General features: G+C 38.1%; 20 protein-coding genes. 11 read left to right on the plus strand and 9 right to left on the minus strand.

All coding sequences use genetic code 11. The features are described from left to right. On the plus strand, nucleotides 1–1,263 hold the full coding sequence (locus AC1M9A_RS02485) for an acyl-CoA dehydrogenase family protein (protein ID WP_481609553.1): 1,263 nt from the start codon (nucleotides 1–3) through the stop codon (nucleotides 1,261–1,263). A gap of 158 nt (nucleotides 1,264–1,421) precedes the next feature. On the opposite strand, the gene AC1M9A_RS02490 is transcribed toward AC1M9A_RS02485, so the two are convergent. Beyond that, nucleotides 1,422–2,741, minus strand: a complete 1,320-nt coding sequence (locus AC1M9A_RS02490; protein ID WP_481609554.1) for an acyl-CoA dehydrogenase family protein — start codon at nucleotides 2,739–2,741, stop codon at nucleotides 1,422–1,424. A 191-nt stretch (nucleotides 2,742–2,932) separates the two neighbouring features. Between AC1M9A_RS02490 and AC1M9A_RS02495 the strand changes: the two genes are divergently transcribed. Further along, nucleotides 2,933–3,142: a hypothetical protein gene (locus tag AC1M9A_RS02495; protein WP_092766405.1), complete on the plus strand. Its 210-nt coding sequence runs from the start codon at nucleotides 2,933–2,935 to the stop codon at nucleotides 3,140–3,142. Nucleotides 3,143–3,188: 46 nt separating this feature from the next. On the opposite strand, the gene bioB is transcribed toward AC1M9A_RS02495, so the two are convergent. Continuing rightward, the gene (gene bioB / locus AC1M9A_RS02500; protein ID WP_180027754.1) at nucleotides 3,189–4,178 is read right to left on the minus strand and encodes a biotin synthase BioB; all 990 of its coding nucleotides are present in this window, start codon (nucleotides 4,176–4,178) and stop codon (nucleotides 3,189–3,191) included. A gap of 290 nt (nucleotides 4,179–4,468) precedes the next feature. Next, nucleotides 4,469–5,572 (minus strand): tRNA epoxyqueuosine(34) reductase QueG, encoded by a 1,104-nt coding sequence (gene queG, locus AC1M9A_RS02505; RefSeq protein ID WP_481609555.1) that lies wholly within the window; start codon nucleotides 5,570–5,572, stop codon nucleotides 4,469–4,471. Nucleotides 5,573–5,591: 19 nt separating this feature from the next. Between queG and AC1M9A_RS02510 the strand changes: the two genes are divergently transcribed. Next, nucleotides 5,592–7,103 carry an NAD(P)H-hydrate dehydratase gene (locus AC1M9A_RS02510; protein WP_481609556.1) on the plus strand — a complete coding sequence of 504 codons (1,512 nt, stop codon included), beginning with the start codon at nucleotides 5,592–5,594 and terminating at the stop codon, nucleotides 7,101–7,103. A gap of 15 nt (nucleotides 7,104–7,118) precedes the next feature. Further along, the gene (locus AC1M9A_RS02515) at nucleotides 7,119–7,397 is read left to right on the plus strand and encodes an acylphosphatase (RefSeq protein ID WP_092766403.1); all 279 of its coding nucleotides are present in this window, start codon (nucleotides 7,119–7,121) and stop codon (nucleotides 7,395–7,397) included. A 23-nt stretch (nucleotides 7,398–7,420) separates the two neighbouring features. Here AC1M9A_RS02515 and ruvC read toward each other — a convergent pair whose 3' ends face one another. Then, on the minus strand, nucleotides 7,421–7,966 hold the full coding sequence (ruvC, locus tag AC1M9A_RS02520; RefSeq protein WP_035263804.1) for a crossover junction endodeoxyribonuclease RuvC: 546 nt from the start codon (nucleotides 7,964–7,966) through the stop codon (nucleotides 7,421–7,423). A gap of 122 nt (nucleotides 7,967–8,088) precedes the next feature. Between ruvC and AC1M9A_RS02525 the strand changes: the two genes are divergently transcribed. Next, nucleotides 8,089–8,673 carry an FxsA family protein gene (locus AC1M9A_RS02525; RefSeq protein ID WP_035263802.1) on the plus strand — a complete coding sequence of 195 codons (585 nt, stop codon included), beginning with the start codon at nucleotides 8,089–8,091 and terminating at the stop codon, nucleotides 8,671–8,673. A 106-nt stretch (nucleotides 8,674–8,779) separates the two neighbouring features. After that, nucleotides 8,780–9,421, plus strand: coding sequence for a LysE family transporter (locus AC1M9A_RS02530; RefSeq protein ID WP_179998148.1), 642 nt, complete (start codon nucleotides 8,780–8,782; stop codon nucleotides 9,419–9,421). Here AC1M9A_RS02530 and AC1M9A_RS02535 read toward each other — a convergent pair. Further along, nucleotides 9,365–9,574, minus strand: a complete 210-nt coding sequence (locus tag AC1M9A_RS02535) for a hypothetical protein (RefSeq protein WP_180027759.1) — start codon at nucleotides 9,572–9,574, stop codon at nucleotides 9,365–9,367. The two genes, AC1M9A_RS02530 and AC1M9A_RS02535, sit on opposite strands and share 57 nt — an antisense overlap. A gap of 307 nt (nucleotides 9,575–9,881) precedes the next feature. On the opposite strand from AC1M9A_RS02535, the gene AC1M9A_RS02540 reads away from it, so the two are divergent. Next, nucleotides 9,882–10,124, plus strand: coding sequence for a hypothetical protein (locus AC1M9A_RS02540; RefSeq protein WP_035263796.1), 243 nt, complete (start codon nucleotides 9,882–9,884; stop codon nucleotides 10,122–10,124). Nucleotides 10,125–10,169: 45 nt separating this feature from the next. Here the strand turns inward: AC1M9A_RS02540 and metK are convergent, their stop codons facing one another. Next, nucleotides 10,170–11,336, minus strand: a complete 1,167-nt coding sequence (gene metK / locus AC1M9A_RS02545) for a methionine adenosyltransferase (protein WP_035263794.1) — start codon at nucleotides 11,334–11,336, stop codon at nucleotides 10,170–10,172. Between the two features lie 443 nt (nucleotides 11,337–11,779). Between metK and tkt the strand changes: the two genes are divergently transcribed. Beyond that, entirely contained in the window at nucleotides 11,780–13,768 is a 1,989-nt protein-coding gene (gene tkt, locus AC1M9A_RS02550; RefSeq protein WP_481589912.1) for a transketolase, read from the plus strand. Nucleotides 13,769–13,882: 114 nt separating this feature from the next. Further along, a complete protein-coding gene (locus AC1M9A_RS02555; RefSeq protein WP_035263790.1) occupies nucleotides 13,883–14,098 on the plus strand; it encodes a hypothetical protein in 216 nt (71 codons plus the stop codon). Nucleotides 14,099–14,156: 58 nt separating this feature from the next. Here the strand turns inward: AC1M9A_RS02555 and AC1M9A_RS02560 are convergent, their stop codons facing one another. Then, complete coding sequence (locus AC1M9A_RS02560) at nucleotides 14,157–14,684, minus strand: nuclear transport factor 2 family protein (protein ID WP_481596990.1); 528 nt, start codon at nucleotides 14,682–14,684, stop codon at nucleotides 14,157–14,159. Between the two features lie 330 nt (nucleotides 14,685–15,014). On the opposite strand from AC1M9A_RS02560, the gene AC1M9A_RS02565 reads away from it, so the two are divergent. Together AC1M9A_RS02565 and AC1M9A_RS02570 are read left to right on the plus strand one after the other, a co-directional pair. After that, entirely contained in the window at nucleotides 15,015–15,599 is a 585-nt protein-coding gene (locus tag AC1M9A_RS02565) for a YceI family protein (RefSeq protein WP_179998144.1), read from the plus strand. Between the two features lie 393 nt (nucleotides 15,600–15,992). Continuing rightward, nucleotides 15,993–16,574, plus strand: a complete 582-nt coding sequence (locus AC1M9A_RS02570) for a hypothetical protein (RefSeq protein ID WP_481609557.1) — start codon at nucleotides 15,993–15,995, stop codon at nucleotides 16,572–16,574. Nucleotides 16,575–16,734: 160 nt separating this feature from the next. On the opposite strand, the gene AC1M9A_RS02575 is transcribed toward AC1M9A_RS02570, so the two are convergent. Together AC1M9A_RS02575 and AC1M9A_RS02580 are read right to left on the minus strand one after the other, a co-directional pair. Next, nucleotides 16,735–17,436, minus strand: coding sequence for a glutamine amidotransferase (locus AC1M9A_RS02575; protein WP_481609558.1), 702 nt, complete (start codon nucleotides 17,434–17,436; stop codon nucleotides 16,735–16,737). An 88-nt stretch (nucleotides 17,437–17,524) separates the two neighbouring features. Beyond that, on the minus strand, nucleotides 17,525–18,097 hold the full coding sequence (locus AC1M9A_RS02580) for a TetR/AcrR family transcriptional regulator (RefSeq protein WP_481609559.1): 573 nt from the start codon (nucleotides 18,095–18,097) through the stop codon (nucleotides 17,525–17,527). Nucleotides 18,098–18,182 lie beyond the last annotated feature (85 nt).

The raw sequence follows: 18,182 nt of genomic DNA on the forward strand, positions 1-18,182 counted from the left end.
ATGACTATATTAAATCAGAATGAAGAACTTTCACTTGGTGCCAACTATGAAGAGGTTGCAGCAAAGTTTCGACCGATTTTTAAGCGGATTGCAGAAGGGGTCGTTCAACGAGAAACCGATCGTGATTTGCCTCATGAACAAATTAAATGGTTAAACGATGCGGGTTTTGGTGCCTTACGTGTACCAAAAAAATATGGCGGTGCAGGTTTTACCCAGCAGCAACTTTTCCAAATCTTAATCGAGTTGGCGACAGCGGATTCAAATATTGTGCAAGCTTTACGTGGACATTTTGCATTTGTCGAAGACCGTTTAGTGGCGCATAAAGATCAATCACAAGCGTTTTGGTTTAAGCGATTTGTAAATGGTGAAATCGCAGGAAACGCTTGGACAGAAGTCGGTAATGTTGAGATAGGCGACGTCATTACCCGAGTGAAACAAAATCAAAAAGGCGAATATGAAGTTTCAGGAGAAAAGTTCTATTCTACAGGTACTATTTTTGCCGATTGGATTGATCTTTTTGCCTATGATGAGACCACTGATCAGCATGTGATTGCAGCGGTCTCAACTAAAGCTAATGGAATTAAAGTATATGATGATTGGGATGGATTTGGTCAAAAAACAACTGGAAGCGGGACGCTAAAAATCAACCAAGTGGCGATCGAACGAGATCATATTTATCCTTTTGATCAGCGTTTTAAATATCAAACAGCTTTTTATCAAGTTGTACATCTAGCAACACTGACCGGCATCGCATTTTCTGCGGTGGAGACCTTTAGTGAGGAAGTGCGTAAGCGTACTCGAATCTTTAGCCACGGGAATGCTGATCTTGTCCGTGATGATGCTCAGATTCTACAAGTGATTGGTAAGGCATCTTCCCAAGCATTTGCCAGTCAAGCTATTACTTTAAAAACAGCTGCAGCACTGGATGATGCATATTTAAGTCACTTTAATGCTTCATCTGAAAAAGATCATGAGATTAACCAAATTGCGGAACTAGAATCTGCTCAAGGGCAGGTCGTCATTTCAGATCTTGTACTTGATTTAACAACTAAACTATTCAACAGTTTAGGTGCTTCAGCTAGTGCTTCATCAAAACAGTTAGATCGTTTCTGGCGTAATGCACGAGTCGTATCCTCACATAATCCGATTATTTATAAGGAGAAAGTGGTGGGTGCTTTTGTCGTGAATCAAACTGAATTGCCATTTGTATGGCAAATTGGTAATAGTCCTTTGGCGAAACATTTGAAAACTCAAGCTGCCTAATTGATGTAATTTCGATGATGCTAAAAAGGTCCTGTTAAGGACCTTTTTACTAGGTTCGTAAATAAGAGCTCTAATAGCCTAAGCGATTTAGATAGATCACTTTAAAAAACACTAAAAAAAGACACTAAAGAATAGTGTCTTAAAGATTTAAAGCGAGCTCAAGAAGCCTTATCTGTTTGTAGAAGCCCTGATTCATCAACTTTACCGATACGCCATTGATAAGGGGGTAATGCACCATTTACGCTAAAGTCTCCGACAATTCGATCTTTGTAAATTCTTGGGTTGTGTGATGCGAGCGTACGAATATTTCGCCAGAAACGATCTAAAGCTAAGTTTTTATCAGTGGCTGATGCTCCTAGAGCATCAAAAATGATGGTCGAAGCATTTAATGCAAGTGTGGTGATAATGGTTTGAGATTGAGCAACCTCTAATTCTGCTATGGCATTTTGATCTGCTTCGAGTTGTTCATTATCATTCAACCCAGCTTCAAAAGCACGTTGTATGGCCTGTGCATTTTTTTCAATAATTGCTGCAGTGGTGTAGGCGACACCACGAATTTGACCCACCACTTGTAGGATTTGAGCATCATTACGGACGAAGGAAGCATTGGCATGTGTATAATTTCTTTCACGTTTATAAACCTCAGCTGATACTTCATAGCTTGCTGCTCTTGTAAGCCCTGAAATAATTGCCAATTGAATCAGTTGATAGAATGCTGCTGAATATTTAAAGCGCTGTTGGTCTCCGATGACATCTTGTTGATTCACAACAACATGATTGAACTTAGTAGTACCGCTTGCTGTAAGAATTTGACCAAAACCATTCCAGTCATCCACAATCTCAACACCTTCAGCATGTCGAGGGATTAGAATACTGGCTGATTCTCCATACAAATCAGTAATACCCACATCAATCCAGTCTGCATACAAGCTTCCTGTGGTATAAAATTTTTGTCCATTCAATATCGTGCGTCCCTCAGGATCTTTGGAAAGTCTCGTTTTAAATTCATGAATGGACTCATTTCCACCTTCAGACCATGCGCTTCCAATAATTTGACCTTGAGCCACTCTAGGAAGCCATATAGATTTAAACTGTGGGTCGCGGCTGAGCAGTAAATCTTCCACAAAGCCAAAATGTACGCGAAGTGCCTGCGGTAAATTTGCATCAGCTTCGGCAAGTTCGATTAATAGATTAAATAATTCTGGAATAGTTGCATCAAATCCCCCTTGCGAACTGGGTAAGCGAAGTTTCGTAAAACCGATGTCTTTTAACCATTGAATCTGTTCAAAAGCTAAAATTCGTTTTTCTTCGCGTTCTGATCGCGAAGCTTTGATTTTTTCAAATGTAGGTCTGAATAACGAGGCGAGGCTTTCATAACGTGAAGAAGGTCCTTGTCCCCATACAGCATTAATTTGTGTGGTCAGTGCGCTGGGGCGGTGTTGCAATGCAGTTTTAGGTTTTAAATTAATAATACTCATAATAATCAGTCTTTATTCTAAATTAAAATAATAGCGCTTATAAAATGGGTGAAAATCGATTTATTGTGATATGTAAATATAATATATTGGATTAAAGGAAATTTAGATATTATCTTAAATAAAGAAAATGATATTCAATAAAATGAATTGAGATATAATAATATTGTGATTGAAAAAAGGATTTAAATTAAATGATTAAAGATTTTAAATCGAATACTTATATTTGTGATGATCATGTCATAGATACGATTTATTGGTTGATGCACCACCAAGATAGTTATGATCGCTTTGAGTTTGATGCATTTAGTCAAAAAATAACGGTACACCATGCCAATGGAACAGATGAAATTAAGCCGGGACAGTATCTTAATGCCAGTTATGGCATATTGATCACATCATAAAAAACCGAAGCAAAGCTTCGGTTTTTTATTAAGCGAAGCTTTGAAATTAACTTGCCATTGCATCTATAGTCAGCTCTGATACAGTCGGCTTCGCTTTTTCTGCTTTTAGACCTAACTTATCGAATAACTGCTTATCTTTGCCTTCACCAGCATTGGGTGTCGTTAAAAGCTTTTCACCTGAGAACAAAGAGTTAGCACCTGCCATAAACGCTAAAGCTTGATCAGAATCAGAAAGAGATTCACGACCCGCTGAAAGTCTTATATAACTTTTTGGCATGATAATGCGCGCTACGGCAATAGTGCGAATCCATTCAGTCACATCGAGTTTTTCAACATCTGCTAAGGGTGTGCCTTCGATCGGTACAAGCATGTTGATTGGTACCGATTCTGGATGAATAGCTAAGGTCGCAAGTTCATGTAATAGACCAATACGATCTTGAGTATCTTCACCTAAGCCAACAATTCCACCGCTACACACTTTCATGCCTGCTTGGCGTACAAAGTCTAAAGTATTTAAACGATCATCATAAGTGCGTGTGGTAATCACATTTGGATAGTACTCACGAGAGGTATCTAAATTGTGATTGTAATAATCTAAACCTGCTTCTTTTAAACGTTCCGCTTGTGATTGATTGAGCATCCCTAAGGTCATACAAGTTTCAAGTCCTAGGGCCTTTACCTCACGTACCATTTCAAGTACATAAGGCATATCGCGTTCATGAGGATTTCGCCATGCAGCACCCATACAAAAACGAGATGATCCAGAAGCGAGAGCTTCTTTGGCTTCATGAATTACTTTTTCAACAGCAATTCTTTTTTCGGCTTCAAGTTTGGAATCATAACGTGCAGATTGAGAACAGTATTTACAATCTTCAGGGCATTTCCCCGTTTTGATCGATAGTAATGTGCTGACCTGAATGGTATTTGCATCAAAGTATTGACGATGCACGCGTTGTGCTTCGAAAACTAAGTCCATGAAGGGTTGTTCATAGAGTTTTTGTATTTCTTCACGCGTCCAATCATTGCGTACTTGCATAATTTATCCATCAATTAAAAAGCTACTTATTTGATCATACTGTAATTTTAATAAAGCAAAATCGTAAAATATGACAATAATGACTCAAAAAAATTATCAAATTCGCCAACTCAATAGAAATTAATCATTGTTGATTTAGTTACAAACTTAACTATTTTTATGCATTTTTCGCCACAAAATTATTTTTTGGGAACTTGATGCTGAGAACTTGTTGCTAACGTGTGCTTAAAATTTCAGATCATGCTCAAAACGGTGTTTTTGCGCTGTCAAGGCATCTTGTAAAAGTACAGTTAATTATTTCTTTTTGATTGTTGTTCTTGTACTGCCCAGTCAATATGGATTTGCACAATCTCACTAGACTGATTTCTTTTTAGTATCAATTGCTCAATATTGTTTGGATGATACGGTGCATTCCCGATTCCAATCGCAATATTCCGCATAAAGCTTTCATAGCCTGTTCTACGCAGTGGACTGCCTTCTGTGTTGGCTAAGAATGTTGCTTCGTCCCATTGCCATAATTCCATTAAAGAAAGACGATCCAGCCCATGACGGGGATGGAAATCAGTAACCGTTGTGGTTTGTGCGAAACTATTCCAAGGACAAATCAGCTGGCAATCATCACATCCAAATACGCGATTACCTATGCCACGGCGTAGTTCTTCAGGAATCACCCCTTGGTATTCAATGGTCAGATAGGCAATACATTTTCGGGCATCTAATTGATATGGCGCTACAATCGCCTGCGTTGGACAAATATCAATACATGCTGTACATGATCCGCAATGTGCACTGGCAGGCTCGTCAAAGGGTAATTCAAGAGAACTAAACAGTTCACCGAGTACAAAAAACGAACCCGATTTTTTGTGGATGAGCAGGGTATGTTTACCTGTCCAACCCATACCTGCAGATTCAGCGAGTGATTTTTCAAAAATAGGGGCTGAATCGGCGAAAGGTCTTGATTCAAACGGACCGACTTTTTCACGAATAAGGTTTGAAAGTGTTTTTAATTTACCGCGCATGGTTTTATGGTAATCCCGTCCGCGTGCATATCGCGCAATAACGGCAGAATTAGGGAAATCAGGTACTGTTCGAGGTTGAGGTCGTTCAACCAAATAATTCATTCTGACGCAGATAATACTTTTTGTATGGGGAACCAACAGTGTTGGATTAGCACGTTTTTCCAAATTTTCTTCGAGGAACTTCATGTCACCATGAAATCCTTGATCTAAATATGCTTTTAATCGAGGTAATTCATCTTGAGCATCAGGTCGGGCAATGACACAATCAGCGAAGCCCAGTTCCAATGCTTGAGATTTAATCCAAGCTTTAAGCGCATGAGGATCAAATTGCTGTGTTGGAATACGAGCTGGTATAGATGAGAGAGATTGAGTCATAAATAAAAAAGGAACGTTAATGCATCAACAAGTTTATCACAGCAGTGAGATACAAGCTTGGGAACAGCGCTGGTTTGACGATCAAAATAGTGCTTTTGGTCTTATGCAGCAAGTTGCTTGGATGATGGCACAAGAAATCATCACAATTCTTCAAGGTATTGAAAAAAAGAAAATCCGTATCGCAGTCTGCTGCGGCAAAGGAAATAATGCAGGGGATGGTTATCTTGTTACGTACTATTTAGCACAGCACTCTTTATCACGACATTGTTCATTCAACCAAAATCTAGAAATCGATATTTTTTCTTTTTCACAAGTCGATCATCACTCGGCTGACTCCTTGCAGAGTGCTTATAAAATGAGTCAATCCATACCACTTAAGCAGTTCACCGATCTGAACCTGTGTCAGGGTTATGATGTCTATATTGATGCATTGTTTGGAATTGGAATTAATCGTACTTTAAGTGAAGACTGGCAGAGAATTATCCATCATATTAATGAGCAAGACGGCGTCAAAATTGCGATTGATATGCCGAGCGGTTTAGATGCAAATACAGGTCAACCATTACCAATGGCTATTCATGCTCAGCATACGCTTACCGCACTCGCATATAAGGTAGGGCAATTTGTAGGGCGTGCACAGGATTTTATAGGACATCTAAAACTCATTCCCATTTTACCATGTGACTCAGATTTAAAACCTGTGGCCCGATTAAGCCCAGTCAAAACAATTTTGCCGCGACGACACTCTACAGGACATAAAGGAACATATGGGCATGTGCTCGTGATTGGCGGTCATGCACAAATGGGAGGTGCGGTGATTATGGCGGCTGAAGCTGCATTTGCCGCTGGGGCGGGTAAAGTCACGATCGTGTGTGATGCTAAACATCATTCAGCAATTTTGTCACGATTTCCCAATGTAATGGTGCAGGATATTAATCGTTTCGATCCATCACAACGAAAAAATTTGCTACAGCAAGTCGATTCGATTTGTTTTGGGATGGGGTTGGGACGTGATGATTGGGCAGCTGAGCAATATGATCAATGGATGAGTATTCTGTCCTCTACGAACAAACCGACTGTACTCGATGCTGATGCATTGTGGTTCTTATCTGAAAAGCCCATTCGACTCAATGAGAGAACTTACGCAACGCCACATCCTGGTGAGGCTGCAAAACTTTTACACTCTAGCGTGGCGGAAGTTGAGCATGACCGCATCAAAACAATTAAACGATTACAAACACTGTATGCTGGTGAATGGGTTTTAAAAGGTGCAGGAAGTTTAACAATTGACACGCAGCAAACCATTTGGATTTGCACCCAGGGTAATCCAGGAATGGGTACAGGTGGAATGGGGGATATCCTTGCAGGAATGATTGCTAGTCTTAAAGGACAATTGTCTAATTCCATTCAACTTCATGAAATTGTTAACTTACATGCCATGGCAGGTGATGTATTGGCTCAACAGGGTGAACGTGGTTTGTTAGCTCAGAATATGGCTCAAGCAATTTATCAAATAGTAAATCTAAAATAAAATTCAGGGATAGATATGCGATATTTAAAATTAACGATACAAGGTCTTGTTCAAGGGGTCGGATTTCGTCGCTGGTTTATGGAACAAGCCTTAAAGTTGCATTTAACTGGTTACGTTAAAAATATGGATAATGGGGATGTGGAAGCTATCATTGTTGGCACATATAAAGATGTAAATGACATGATCAAACTGGCCATGGCAGGGCCTCATAATAGTAAAGTTAAGCAAATCTTCTATGAAGACTTAATTGACATCAAAGAGCGTGATTTCGATAACTTTCAAATTCGCCAATAAGTGCATTGAGTGTCGAGAGACTTTTAACGTCGACGACTACTGCTGCGGCTTCGTCCACGTGCCATTCCACCTAAAGCATTTAAGACAGCCAATTTACTCATACTGCCAGAAGCATGTGCATGGCAAATTGCTGCGGCAAGTGCATCTGCAGCATCGGCTTGTGGTTTAATACTTAAATTAAGTATGCGCATAACCATCATTTGAACCTGTTCTTTATCAGCAGCGCCATAGCCAACAACAGATTGTTTAATTTGACGCGCAGTATATTCAGCCACTTGTAGATCTAAATTGACCAATGCCGCTATAGCTGCACCGCGTGCTTGACCAAGTTTTAAGGCAGAGTCAGGATTGACCGCCATAAATACCTGTTCCACAGCAGCTTCGGTAGGACCATGAAATTTAACGATTCTTTCAATGCCTGAAAAAATTCGTTTTAGACGCTCAGGCATGTCAGGTGTTTCAGTGCGAATTGTTCCAGCATCAACAAAAGTGAGTTTTTGCCCCTCTTTTTGAATAATACCGTAACCTGTTAGACGTGAACCAGGATCAATTCCGATAATTAATGACATTCCATGACTTTAAAAATAAAATAATGCCCATATTGTTACATAAGCGTATGAAAAAAGCTTGATACAGATTGAGCAGATGATTACGACCCTATATTTAAATTTTTGAGATTAGATTACATTTCATGAAATTAGCTCTTATTGTTTTAATCGGTATAGTCCTTGAAATCTTCGTATGGGTCGGTGTGGGTGATCTAGTCGGAAGTATGTGGTATGTATTCTTCTGGTTTATTGCTGCATTCTTTATTGGTTTAAATATGGTTCGTTCTCATGCATCAGGTTTAATGCCACAGATGCAGCAAATGCAACAAGGTCATATGAGTGCTGATCCGAATTTGACCAATAACTTACCTAAAATTATTGCGGGTATTTTCCTTTTGATTCCGGGGTTAATTTCCGATCTATTCGCCTTACTTATTCTAATTCCACCTGTTCAAACAGCATTTAAAGCGGTGATGATGAAAACCATGATGAAGCGTCAGCAAGCCATGATGGAAAAAATGATGGGTGGTATGATGGGAGATATGGGTGGCATGGGTGGTCAAGCAAATGGTCAGAATCCATTTGCAGATTTAATGCGCCAAATGCAAGAAATGCAAAGCCAGCAGCACGGTCGTGGTTCAAATGACTCTACTATCATTGATGGTGAAGCAAGAGAAATTACACCTGAAGCAAAGAAAATTGAAATGAAAGACGTTAATCAAAAGTAAATTGCGCATGTTCAAAACCAGATGTAATGTCTGGTTTTTTTATTTTTGTATCTCGATTTTCCTAAAAAACAGTATAATTCAAACAATTTTTATTCATTTTTGATTTATGTCTCTATTACTTACCATCTGTGTCCTACATCTTGTTGCTCAATTGAGTCCTGGACCTGATATTTTGTTGATTGCCAAATGCGCAGCGTCAACCACAATCGCAAACACGTTGAAAGTTATTTTAGGTATTTCTATTGGAATTTTATTTTGGGTGATTTTAACTTTATCAGGTTTTGCACTTTTGATTGCCCAATTCCCATGGATTCAACAAGTCTTAATGTTAGTCGGTGGTTTATTTTTGGCAAAAATGGGCTGGGCGATGCTAAAGGGTGGTTGGCAAACCTATAAGTCTTTCAAACTTGATGCAATTGATGAAAATCAGTTACCTTTAAAAGCTGAAAAATACTTTCTGATGGGGTTGTTTACAAACCTATCCAATCCTAAAACACTGATTTATTTTAGTAGTGTATTTTCACTTGCCTTAACTGCTTCAGCACCAGAGATGTTGAAAATACAACTGGCAGTCATTATTCCGATTCAAACGTTTTTAACCTTTACGTTTTTGATGGTCGTTTTAGCACGACCTAAAATTAAACAGCTCTACCAGCGTTCAGGGCATTACATAGATATGGCATCGGGTGGTCTATTTTTGATCTTTGCAGTCTGGTTGTGGATCGATGCGCTTATTTTGCTTAACTGAATCCTGATCTAACTCTTCTGTTTGAGTCAGAACGAGCGTGTCTTGCTGATAACGTCTTGGTCGCAAAGTTGCTTCAGTATTTTCAGAACCTTGATAAGAGCGACTTCTGTTTGCTCTTTCTCTCAAGCCGCCTTTCTTAATTAATTGAACCATCGTCATATCATCATTTTTTCACTACGTTTATTTTACTTCAATTTATGATTTCCATGCGGATATGATGGGCGAGTGCGTGAATAAAATATGGATAATCTCTAGAAGAAAAAAGAATGATAGAGCAGATTGTCAAAAAAAATTCATATAGATATCTGATAATACAAGATATTGAATGAAGACATAGATGGTTGCTGTTTTATAGCTACATCATGAGGTTGATTATTGGTGAAGGCTTATATAGTATAAATATTAGCCTCTAAGGTGATGTAGATAAAAATAAAAAGACAGTCAAATCGGGAGGATGAGTATGCTGTATCAGTATCATTGTGCGTGTTGCGACAAGGTGGTTGCTTCGACAGACAAAGTGTGTTCTGAATGCGGATCACAAAATATCAGAACACCTTATGGTTTTTGGATATTTTGTATCATTGCGTGTTTAGCCGCAGCCATTGTGTTTAAAGTGGCCCATTTATATTTACAAGATAACCAAAATGTCCCTGTGAAGCAGTCGTTTTTGGACACGCTTCATCAAAGTGATAAAGCAAATTGAATCTATAAAAAAGCCCACATCAATGTGGGCTTTTTTATTTGGAAATTACAAACCAGCTGATGCTTTAAGCGCTTCAACCTTGTCTGTCTTTTCCCAAGTGAATGCAGTATCAGAACCTTCACGACCAAAGTGACCATATGCAGCAGTTTGCTTATACATCGGTTGAATGAGATTCAACATACGTGTAATACCATACGGACGTAAATCGAAATGCTCTCGTACCAATGCAATAATCAATTCTTCAGAAACCTTAGCAGTATTGAATGTATTGATTGAGATAGATGTTGGTTCAGCAACACCAATCGCATAAGACACTTGAATTTCACATTTATCGGCTAAACCAGCGGCAACAATATTTTTTGCAACATATCGACCAGCATAAGCAGCAGAGCGGTCTACTTTAGATGGATCTTTACCAGAGAAAGCACCACCACCGTGACGAGCCATACCACCATATGTATCTACAATGATTTTACGACCTGTTAAACCACAGTCACCGACTGGACCACCAATCACAAACATACCAGTAGGGTTGATATGGAATTTGGTATCCGCATGGAACATATCTGCTGGAATCACTTTTTTCACGATTTCTTCAATGACAGCTTCTTTTAAATCAGTCTGTGAAATCTCAGGATCGTGTTGAGTCGATAATACGACCGCATCTAAACGAACAGGTACGCCATTTTCATATGCAAAAGTCACTTGGCTTTTCGCATCTGGACGTAACCATGGCAGACTTCCGTTACGACGAAGTTCTGCTTGTTTTTCCATAAGACGGTGCGCATACGAAATAGGAGCAGGCATTAAAACATCTGTTTCGCGACTTGCGTAGCCAAACATTAAACCCTGATCGCCAGCACCTTGATCTTCAGGTTTTTGACGATCTACACCTTGAGCAATTTCAGGAGATTGTTTGCCAATCATGTTGATAACAGCACAAGTTGAACCATCGAAACCTAAATCAGAATGATGGTATCCAATGCCGTTTACGGTTTGGCGTACAATTGCTTCAAAGTCTACATTTGCAGTTGTTGTGATTTCACCTGCAAGAACAACAGCACCTGTTTTTACAAGCGTTTCACAAGCAACCCGTGCATATGGGTCTTCTTTTAAGATTGCATCCAAAATAGCATCACTGATTTGGTCAGCCATTTTATCTGGATGGCCTTCGCTTACAGATTCTGAAGTAAATACAGCGTACTCGCGCATAAGTCCTATCACAGTTATTTCTAAAGACGCAATATGGTACATCGACTTAACGTTAAGGACTAGCTTAACCTGACTAAAAAGCATGAATTTATGTCATTTTTGTGTTTTTTTAATTGATATCATCATCTGTTAAATTGATAAGTGAAAACTTTTGTATAAGACTTATTCTTTTTAAGACTGAGCTGAAATAAAAAACAGCTTAAGTGGGTACGAAAGAATATGAATATATGATTCAACATCAGTACTTTAAAAAAAGGCCAAGCGACTAAAAAATATTGGATTGAATTGAATATTGGTAAAACCGACTCGCATTGTATGAATTTTTTCGCTTTAGGGCTGAAATATACGTTTCTGGGCTTTACGCTGTTTGATTTTTTTAAGACAATACACCCAGTTTTTGAATTTTATTCATTTCCCATCTTTAATTTATCGGACACTGATCTATGACAACCCCGCTGAATGAACGTCGCATTGCTAACGCAATTCGTGTACTTGCAATGGATGCTGTGCAAAAAGCAAATTCTGGACATCCAGGTGCACCAATGGGGATGGCTGATATTGCTGATGTTGTATGGCGTGAATTCTTAAATCACAATCCGACAAACCCTCAGTGGGCTAACCGCGACCGTTTTGTATTATCAAATGGTCATGGCTCAATGCTTCAATATGCATTATTACATTTGACTGGCTATGATCTTTCAATTGAAGATTTAAAAGCATTCCGTCAATTGCATTCTAAAACACCGGGTCACCCAGAATTAGGTTATGCACCTGGTATCGAAACAACTACTGGTCCATTAGGGCAGGGTATCGCGAATGCTGTCGGTTTTGCTTTGGCTGAAAAAACCTTAGCAGCGCAATTCAACAAAGAAGACATTAAAGTCGTTGATCATTTCACTTACTGTTTCTTAGGTGACGGCTGTTTAATGGAAGGTGTTTCTCATGAAGCATGTTCATTGGCAGGTACTTTGGGTCTAGGTAAATTAATTGCTTACTATGACGACAATGGTATTTCAATTGATGGTGAAGTAGAAGGTTGGTTCTCTGATGACACAGAACAACGCTTCTTAGCTTATGGCTGGCAAGTATTGAAAGTTGATGGTCACGATGCAGATGCATTACGTGCGGCAACTTTAGAAGCGAAAGCTGAAACGAAGAAACCAACAATCATTATCTGTAAAACGATTATTGGTTTAGGTTCACCAAACAAACAAGGTAAAGAAGATTGCCATGGTGCACCACTGGGTAACGACGAAATCGCATTAACACGTGAAGCGTTGGGTTGGACTGAAGGTCCATTCGAAATTCCTGCTGACGTTTATGCTGCATGGGACGCTAAAGAAAAAGGTCAACAAGCAGAAGCAGCTTGGAACGAAGTATTTGCACAATATGAAGCAAAATATCCAACTGAAGCGGCTGATCTTAAACGTCGTTTAAGCGGTGAATTACCTGCTGACTTCGTTGCAAAAGCCGATGCGTATATTGCTGAAGTAAACGCAAAAGCTGAAACCATCGCAACACGTAAAGCAAGCCAAAATGCAATCCAAGCATTTGCCCCAATGCTGTCTGAAATCTTAGGTGGTTCTGCTGACTTAGCAGGTTCTAACTTAACACTTTGGAAAGGCGCACAAGGCGTTCAAGACAATGCTGCAGGTAACTACGTACACTATGGCGTACGTGAGTTCGGTATGACTGCAATCGCAAACGGTGTTGCACTTCACGGTGGGTTCATTCCTTACGTAGCAACATTCCTCATGTTTATGGAGTATGCACGTAACGCAGTACGTATGTCTGCATTGATGAAACAACGTGTGATTCATGTTTACACACACGATTCTATTGGTTTGGGTGAAGATGGTCCAACACACCAACCAATTGAACAAATCGCATCTTTACGTGGTACACCAAACCTCAACACATGGCGCCCATGTGACACAGTTGAAGCAGCAATTTCTTGGAAATCTGCTTTAACACGTTCTGAAGGTCCAACTGCGTTGATCTTCTCTCGTCAAAACTTAGCATTCCAAACACGCACAGAAGCACAAATTGCTGATGTTGCGAAAGGTGGTTATGTATTGGCTGAAGAAAAAGGCGAATTGAAAGCGATTATCATTGCAACAGGTTCGGAAGTTGCATTGGCAATGGAAGCTTATGCACAGCTTGAAGGTGTGCGTGTTGTGTCTATGCCATGTGCTGAAGAATTTGTTAAGCAAGATGCTGCTTACCGTGAGGCAGTTCTTCCATCTAACATTCGTGCACGTGTTGCTGTTGAAGCGGCTCATGTTGACTACTGGTGGAAATTCGTAGGTCTTGATGGTCGTGTGATTGGTATGACTACGTATGGCGAATCTGCACCAGCGAAAGATTTGTTCCAACACTTTGGTATTACGACTGAAGCAGTTGTCGCAGCAGTGAAAGAAATTACTGCTTAATTCTTAGAATTAAGTGTTTTAAAAGGCGTCCCAACTGTGGGGCGTCTTTTTATTTTTATGTATCTATATAGATACATTCATTCCCTAGATTTCAGATTGGAAGTGAGTAGCGCAATGAGTTTGTATGAGCAAATTAGTGATGAAATTACTTTAATGGATGCGGGTGAGCAAAAGTGGATTGGTGAAGACTTACCACTTGAAGCGATGGTAGCAGTAGAATTATTGCTACAAGATATGGCTGAAGAGAAAATCATTAAAGTACGTCGAAAAAATCGTGAAAAAACTTCAGGATTAAAACAGATTGATCGTATTCTGATTGAAAAGCTTTAACAGTCATAAAAAAGCCTCTTATGAGGCTTTTTTATTATCCTATTTTATTATTTTACAGTTAATTAGCCGTAGTTTCTGACACGGTAAAATTTAATTTTGGATCAGCATTTTGTTGAATTGTCCATTCACCACTTACTCTGAAAGATGCTGCTGAAGCATAAGTATCTTCCATAAACTGGAAATACGTGATTAAGCCATCTTTAACTATTGCTTTAATTGAAAAAGGTGAAGTAAAAGTGCGCTTAGCGTGAACAGATGTATAGGTAAATTGTCCGAATACAGCCACTGTTTCATCTTCAGCTAAAATATCTGTGATTTGAAAATCATCGATCGTCCAATAAGTTCCGACATTAGAAAAAGTATATATATAGACATCACGACCTGTAGAAGTACCAGCCCAAGGTTCAATTTGTTTAAGTTCAGGATTGTTGAAATTTAGCGAAGTATAAATGGCATCTTCAGCCACTAACTTTTCTGAAGCAATCGCTACTCTTGATTTATCAGTATTATATAAAAAAGCCAATACGACATCTTTAGGTGCTTTAGTTTTAAGCGCTTTATCAATCGCTTGTTGTTGTTCACTCATCATTATTCTCCAGTTCAAAGTGGTAATTTTAGTATTATAAATGAGACAAAATATTAGTATATTGTATAAATGTTTAATTTAATCTCATATTTAAGATATGTGTTGATGTTAACTGCTTATTAGGAGAAAGCTTAAAGATGAAAAACATGATCTATACACAAGTGATAGTCATAATCTGATCAAATTGATTTGATAAAAGTGACACCTTCTTAAGGTGCGTTCTAATCTTGCAACAAACTGTTCTATCTGTACTGATGCAAGAATTTCAGAATGCTATACATTATTCACTATCCATTTCATAAATGTTTTAAAAAATTCGAGGAAAAATTGATGAACTTTAAAACAATAGCGTTAAGTGCCGTAGTGCTTTCTGTAGCAACAGTTTCAGTTGCTAAACCAGTTGAGTATAAAATTGATCCAACTCATACAGCGACAGTATTTACTTGGGATCATTTTGGTTTTTCTACACCCTCAGGTAATTTTAGCGATATCCAAGGGACGATCAAAGTAGACAATGAAAAGCCTGCGAATTCAGCAGTGAATGTTACAATTCCACTTTCAAGTATCAATACAAATGTTAAAGCATTAGATGAACATTTATTGAAACCAGATTTCTTTGATGCTGAAAAATATCCGAATATCACTTTTAAAAGTACTAAAGTTCAACCAAATGGTAAGAACAAGTATAAGATCACAGGTGATCTAACGATTAAAAATGTTACTAAGCCTGTCGTACTAGATGCTGTTTTGAATAAACAAGCTGAACATCCTATGACGAAAGCGCAGTCTATTGGTTTCAATGCAACGACTTCATTTGACCGTTCTGCATTCGGTGTAGGCGCATATGTGCCTAATGTAGGCGATAAAATCACGGTGAATATTACAACTGAAGCTTCAGTAGATAATAAAAAATAATAAAATCAATTTGTTAAGTGATAAATAAGCCGCCTAAATGGGCGGTTTATTATTTTCTTATGAGGCCAAAAGCTTCTCTTTTTAATGCTCTACCCGTAATTATCGAAAGTAAGATGAACCAAATCTACAACAAGAATTTTATCTAAATAGCTTAAGTCATTGGCGTGGCTCAAGCTTTAGAATCAATGTCACATACGATTTTACACAGGGAGATAATAACCATACTAAGAAGTTTGTAGATCAATTCATTAAACGTGATATACGCTTGCAGAGATAGGAGTAGAAATATTTAAAAAAGTCATGGATATTGTATGGTTTAAAAAAATTGCATTTATTTAAAATAAATTTAGATTTATGATTTGGACTGATTATAATTATTTAGTTTATTTTAATATGTATTTGCAAATATTTGAAAAAGCCATTGAGCTTATTACACCATCATACAATCGAAAAAAATATCTTGAGCGCCACTTACGTCTTAAATCTTTTTTTGAAGAACGAGAAAGGATTAAAAATCTTAATGAAAGCGAGGAAGTTAAAATGCTTCTGCTAAATTCAGCAATTTCTGCACTTACTGGAGCAAAAAACGTTGATATAAAAGAGCTAGAATATTTCTTAGATAAATTTAATGCAATGGAGTTTGAGTTACTTTATTGGACTTTTGTATGGAATAGAGCAGGTTATCAGGTATTAAAAAACTCTAGAGGTGAAATTATTAGACTAAAGGTATCAAAAAAAGGAAAAATAAAAGTTTTAGTAATGAATTTACTAGTTTTATTTTCTATGAGTTTTGCTCCCATAATGTTTTACTTTAAAAAAGATGAATATTGGAGATTGTTTAATTCTTTAGGTGCATCACAGATAGTTCCCGAAATAATTTATGGAGTTATATGTGTGATATGTGGACTCACCATAGTCAAACTTCTTAACGATTGGGTACATTGGAAAAATTTGAACAAAATTTTAGACACTTGATATCAAAAAAATAATAACTGTTGAAAGCGGTTACTCACTCTATCAAATTTGGTTGAATGGGATGCAACGGAGTGGATGCTCATAACGAATGGTGGATTAATTGGCATAGCACAATCAAATATCCTGATCTACAGTTGGGTTCAAGGCTATCAAATCAAAATCATTTAATCTGTTCAATAAAACGGCTTAAGATTGAACCTGCCACAGATTCTAGCTTTTCAGCATAACGGTGGTTATCTGCACGTAATTGAGTAATATCGATACCCGCTTTACGCAATTCGCAAGTATGACCAATCAACCATTTCTCTAAACTATCTGAGGTCACTTCAGGATGGAACTGGAGTGCTAAAATATTAGATCCAACTTGAAAAGCCTGATTTTTATAAATTTGAGTGCTCGCCAGAAGTTTCGATTGCGAGGGAAGATCAAAGGTATCACCATGCCAATGCAAAACTGGTACACCATGTAAAGAATTTAGAAGGTTGTCTTGTTCATTTATAATATCTACCTTACTCCAGCCAATTTCTTTAGTGTGGCCAGCATATACTGCACCGCCCAAGGCTTTTGAAATGAGTTGAGCACCTAGACAGATGCCAAGCGTAGGGCGTTGGAGTTTTAATCTTTCTTTAAGTAAGTCTATTTCTGTTTGTAGGAAAGGGTAATCTTCTGTCTCATAAACACCAATCGGTCCACCCAAAATAATGGTCAGACCTTCGTACTTTAAGGCTACTGAAAGATCATCCACACCTGCATCAAAATATCTGACCCGATAACCCAGTTGATATAGTGTCTCCTCAAAAGAACCTAGATCTTCAAAGGCTAAATGCTGTATTGCATATACTGTTTCAGGAAGCTTTCTCATGATGTGACGTTCTTAAAAGAATGATGAGGAGATTATAGTATAGAACTTTTGGAACTAAGGTTTCGTCCATAAAACAATATAAAACGATTTATTTCGCAATCTCTTTTTTTAATAATTTCTTAAGCATCGCTAGACTAGAATTGAGAATATCTTTTTTTAAGCGTTCATCTTGAACTCCACGCGCTAATAGTACGGAGCCCACCATTTGACAGAGTATGGCCCAAGCGAAATCAGGTTCTGGAGCATGCTGCGCAAATAGTTTGTAACCACGCTGAAGTTCGTTTTCAAAACATTGTTTAATGTCAGCATCAGCGCGTGAAACTTCAGCAGCAAGTGAGGGTAAAACACAGCCTTTTTCTGGGTGTTGAACGTGTAATAGAGAAAGATATCGTTTCATTTCAAAATCTAACCAAGATTCTGGATCTTGATGAGGATTCATTTCCCACTGTTGAATACTTGCTCCGATTTCAGATTCGATTAAGGCTTTAAATAAGTCGTTTTTTGAAGAAAAGTGAGAATAGAAAGCACCGCTGGTCATATTTGCAGCGTGCATAAAACCATCAACCCCAGTATTGTTAAAACCTTGTTTTTTTGCGAGTTCACCACTGGTTTTTAAAATTTCGCGACGTTTTTCTTCTTTGTATCCTGCTTTATATCTCATATTGAATATTCAATAACCATTGACTGTGCCTCAAAACTATAACATAGTGATCGTTATAATAACGATCGTTATTTAATGGAGAGAT

Source organism: Acinetobacter sp. ANC_7634, assembly GCF_056779875.1.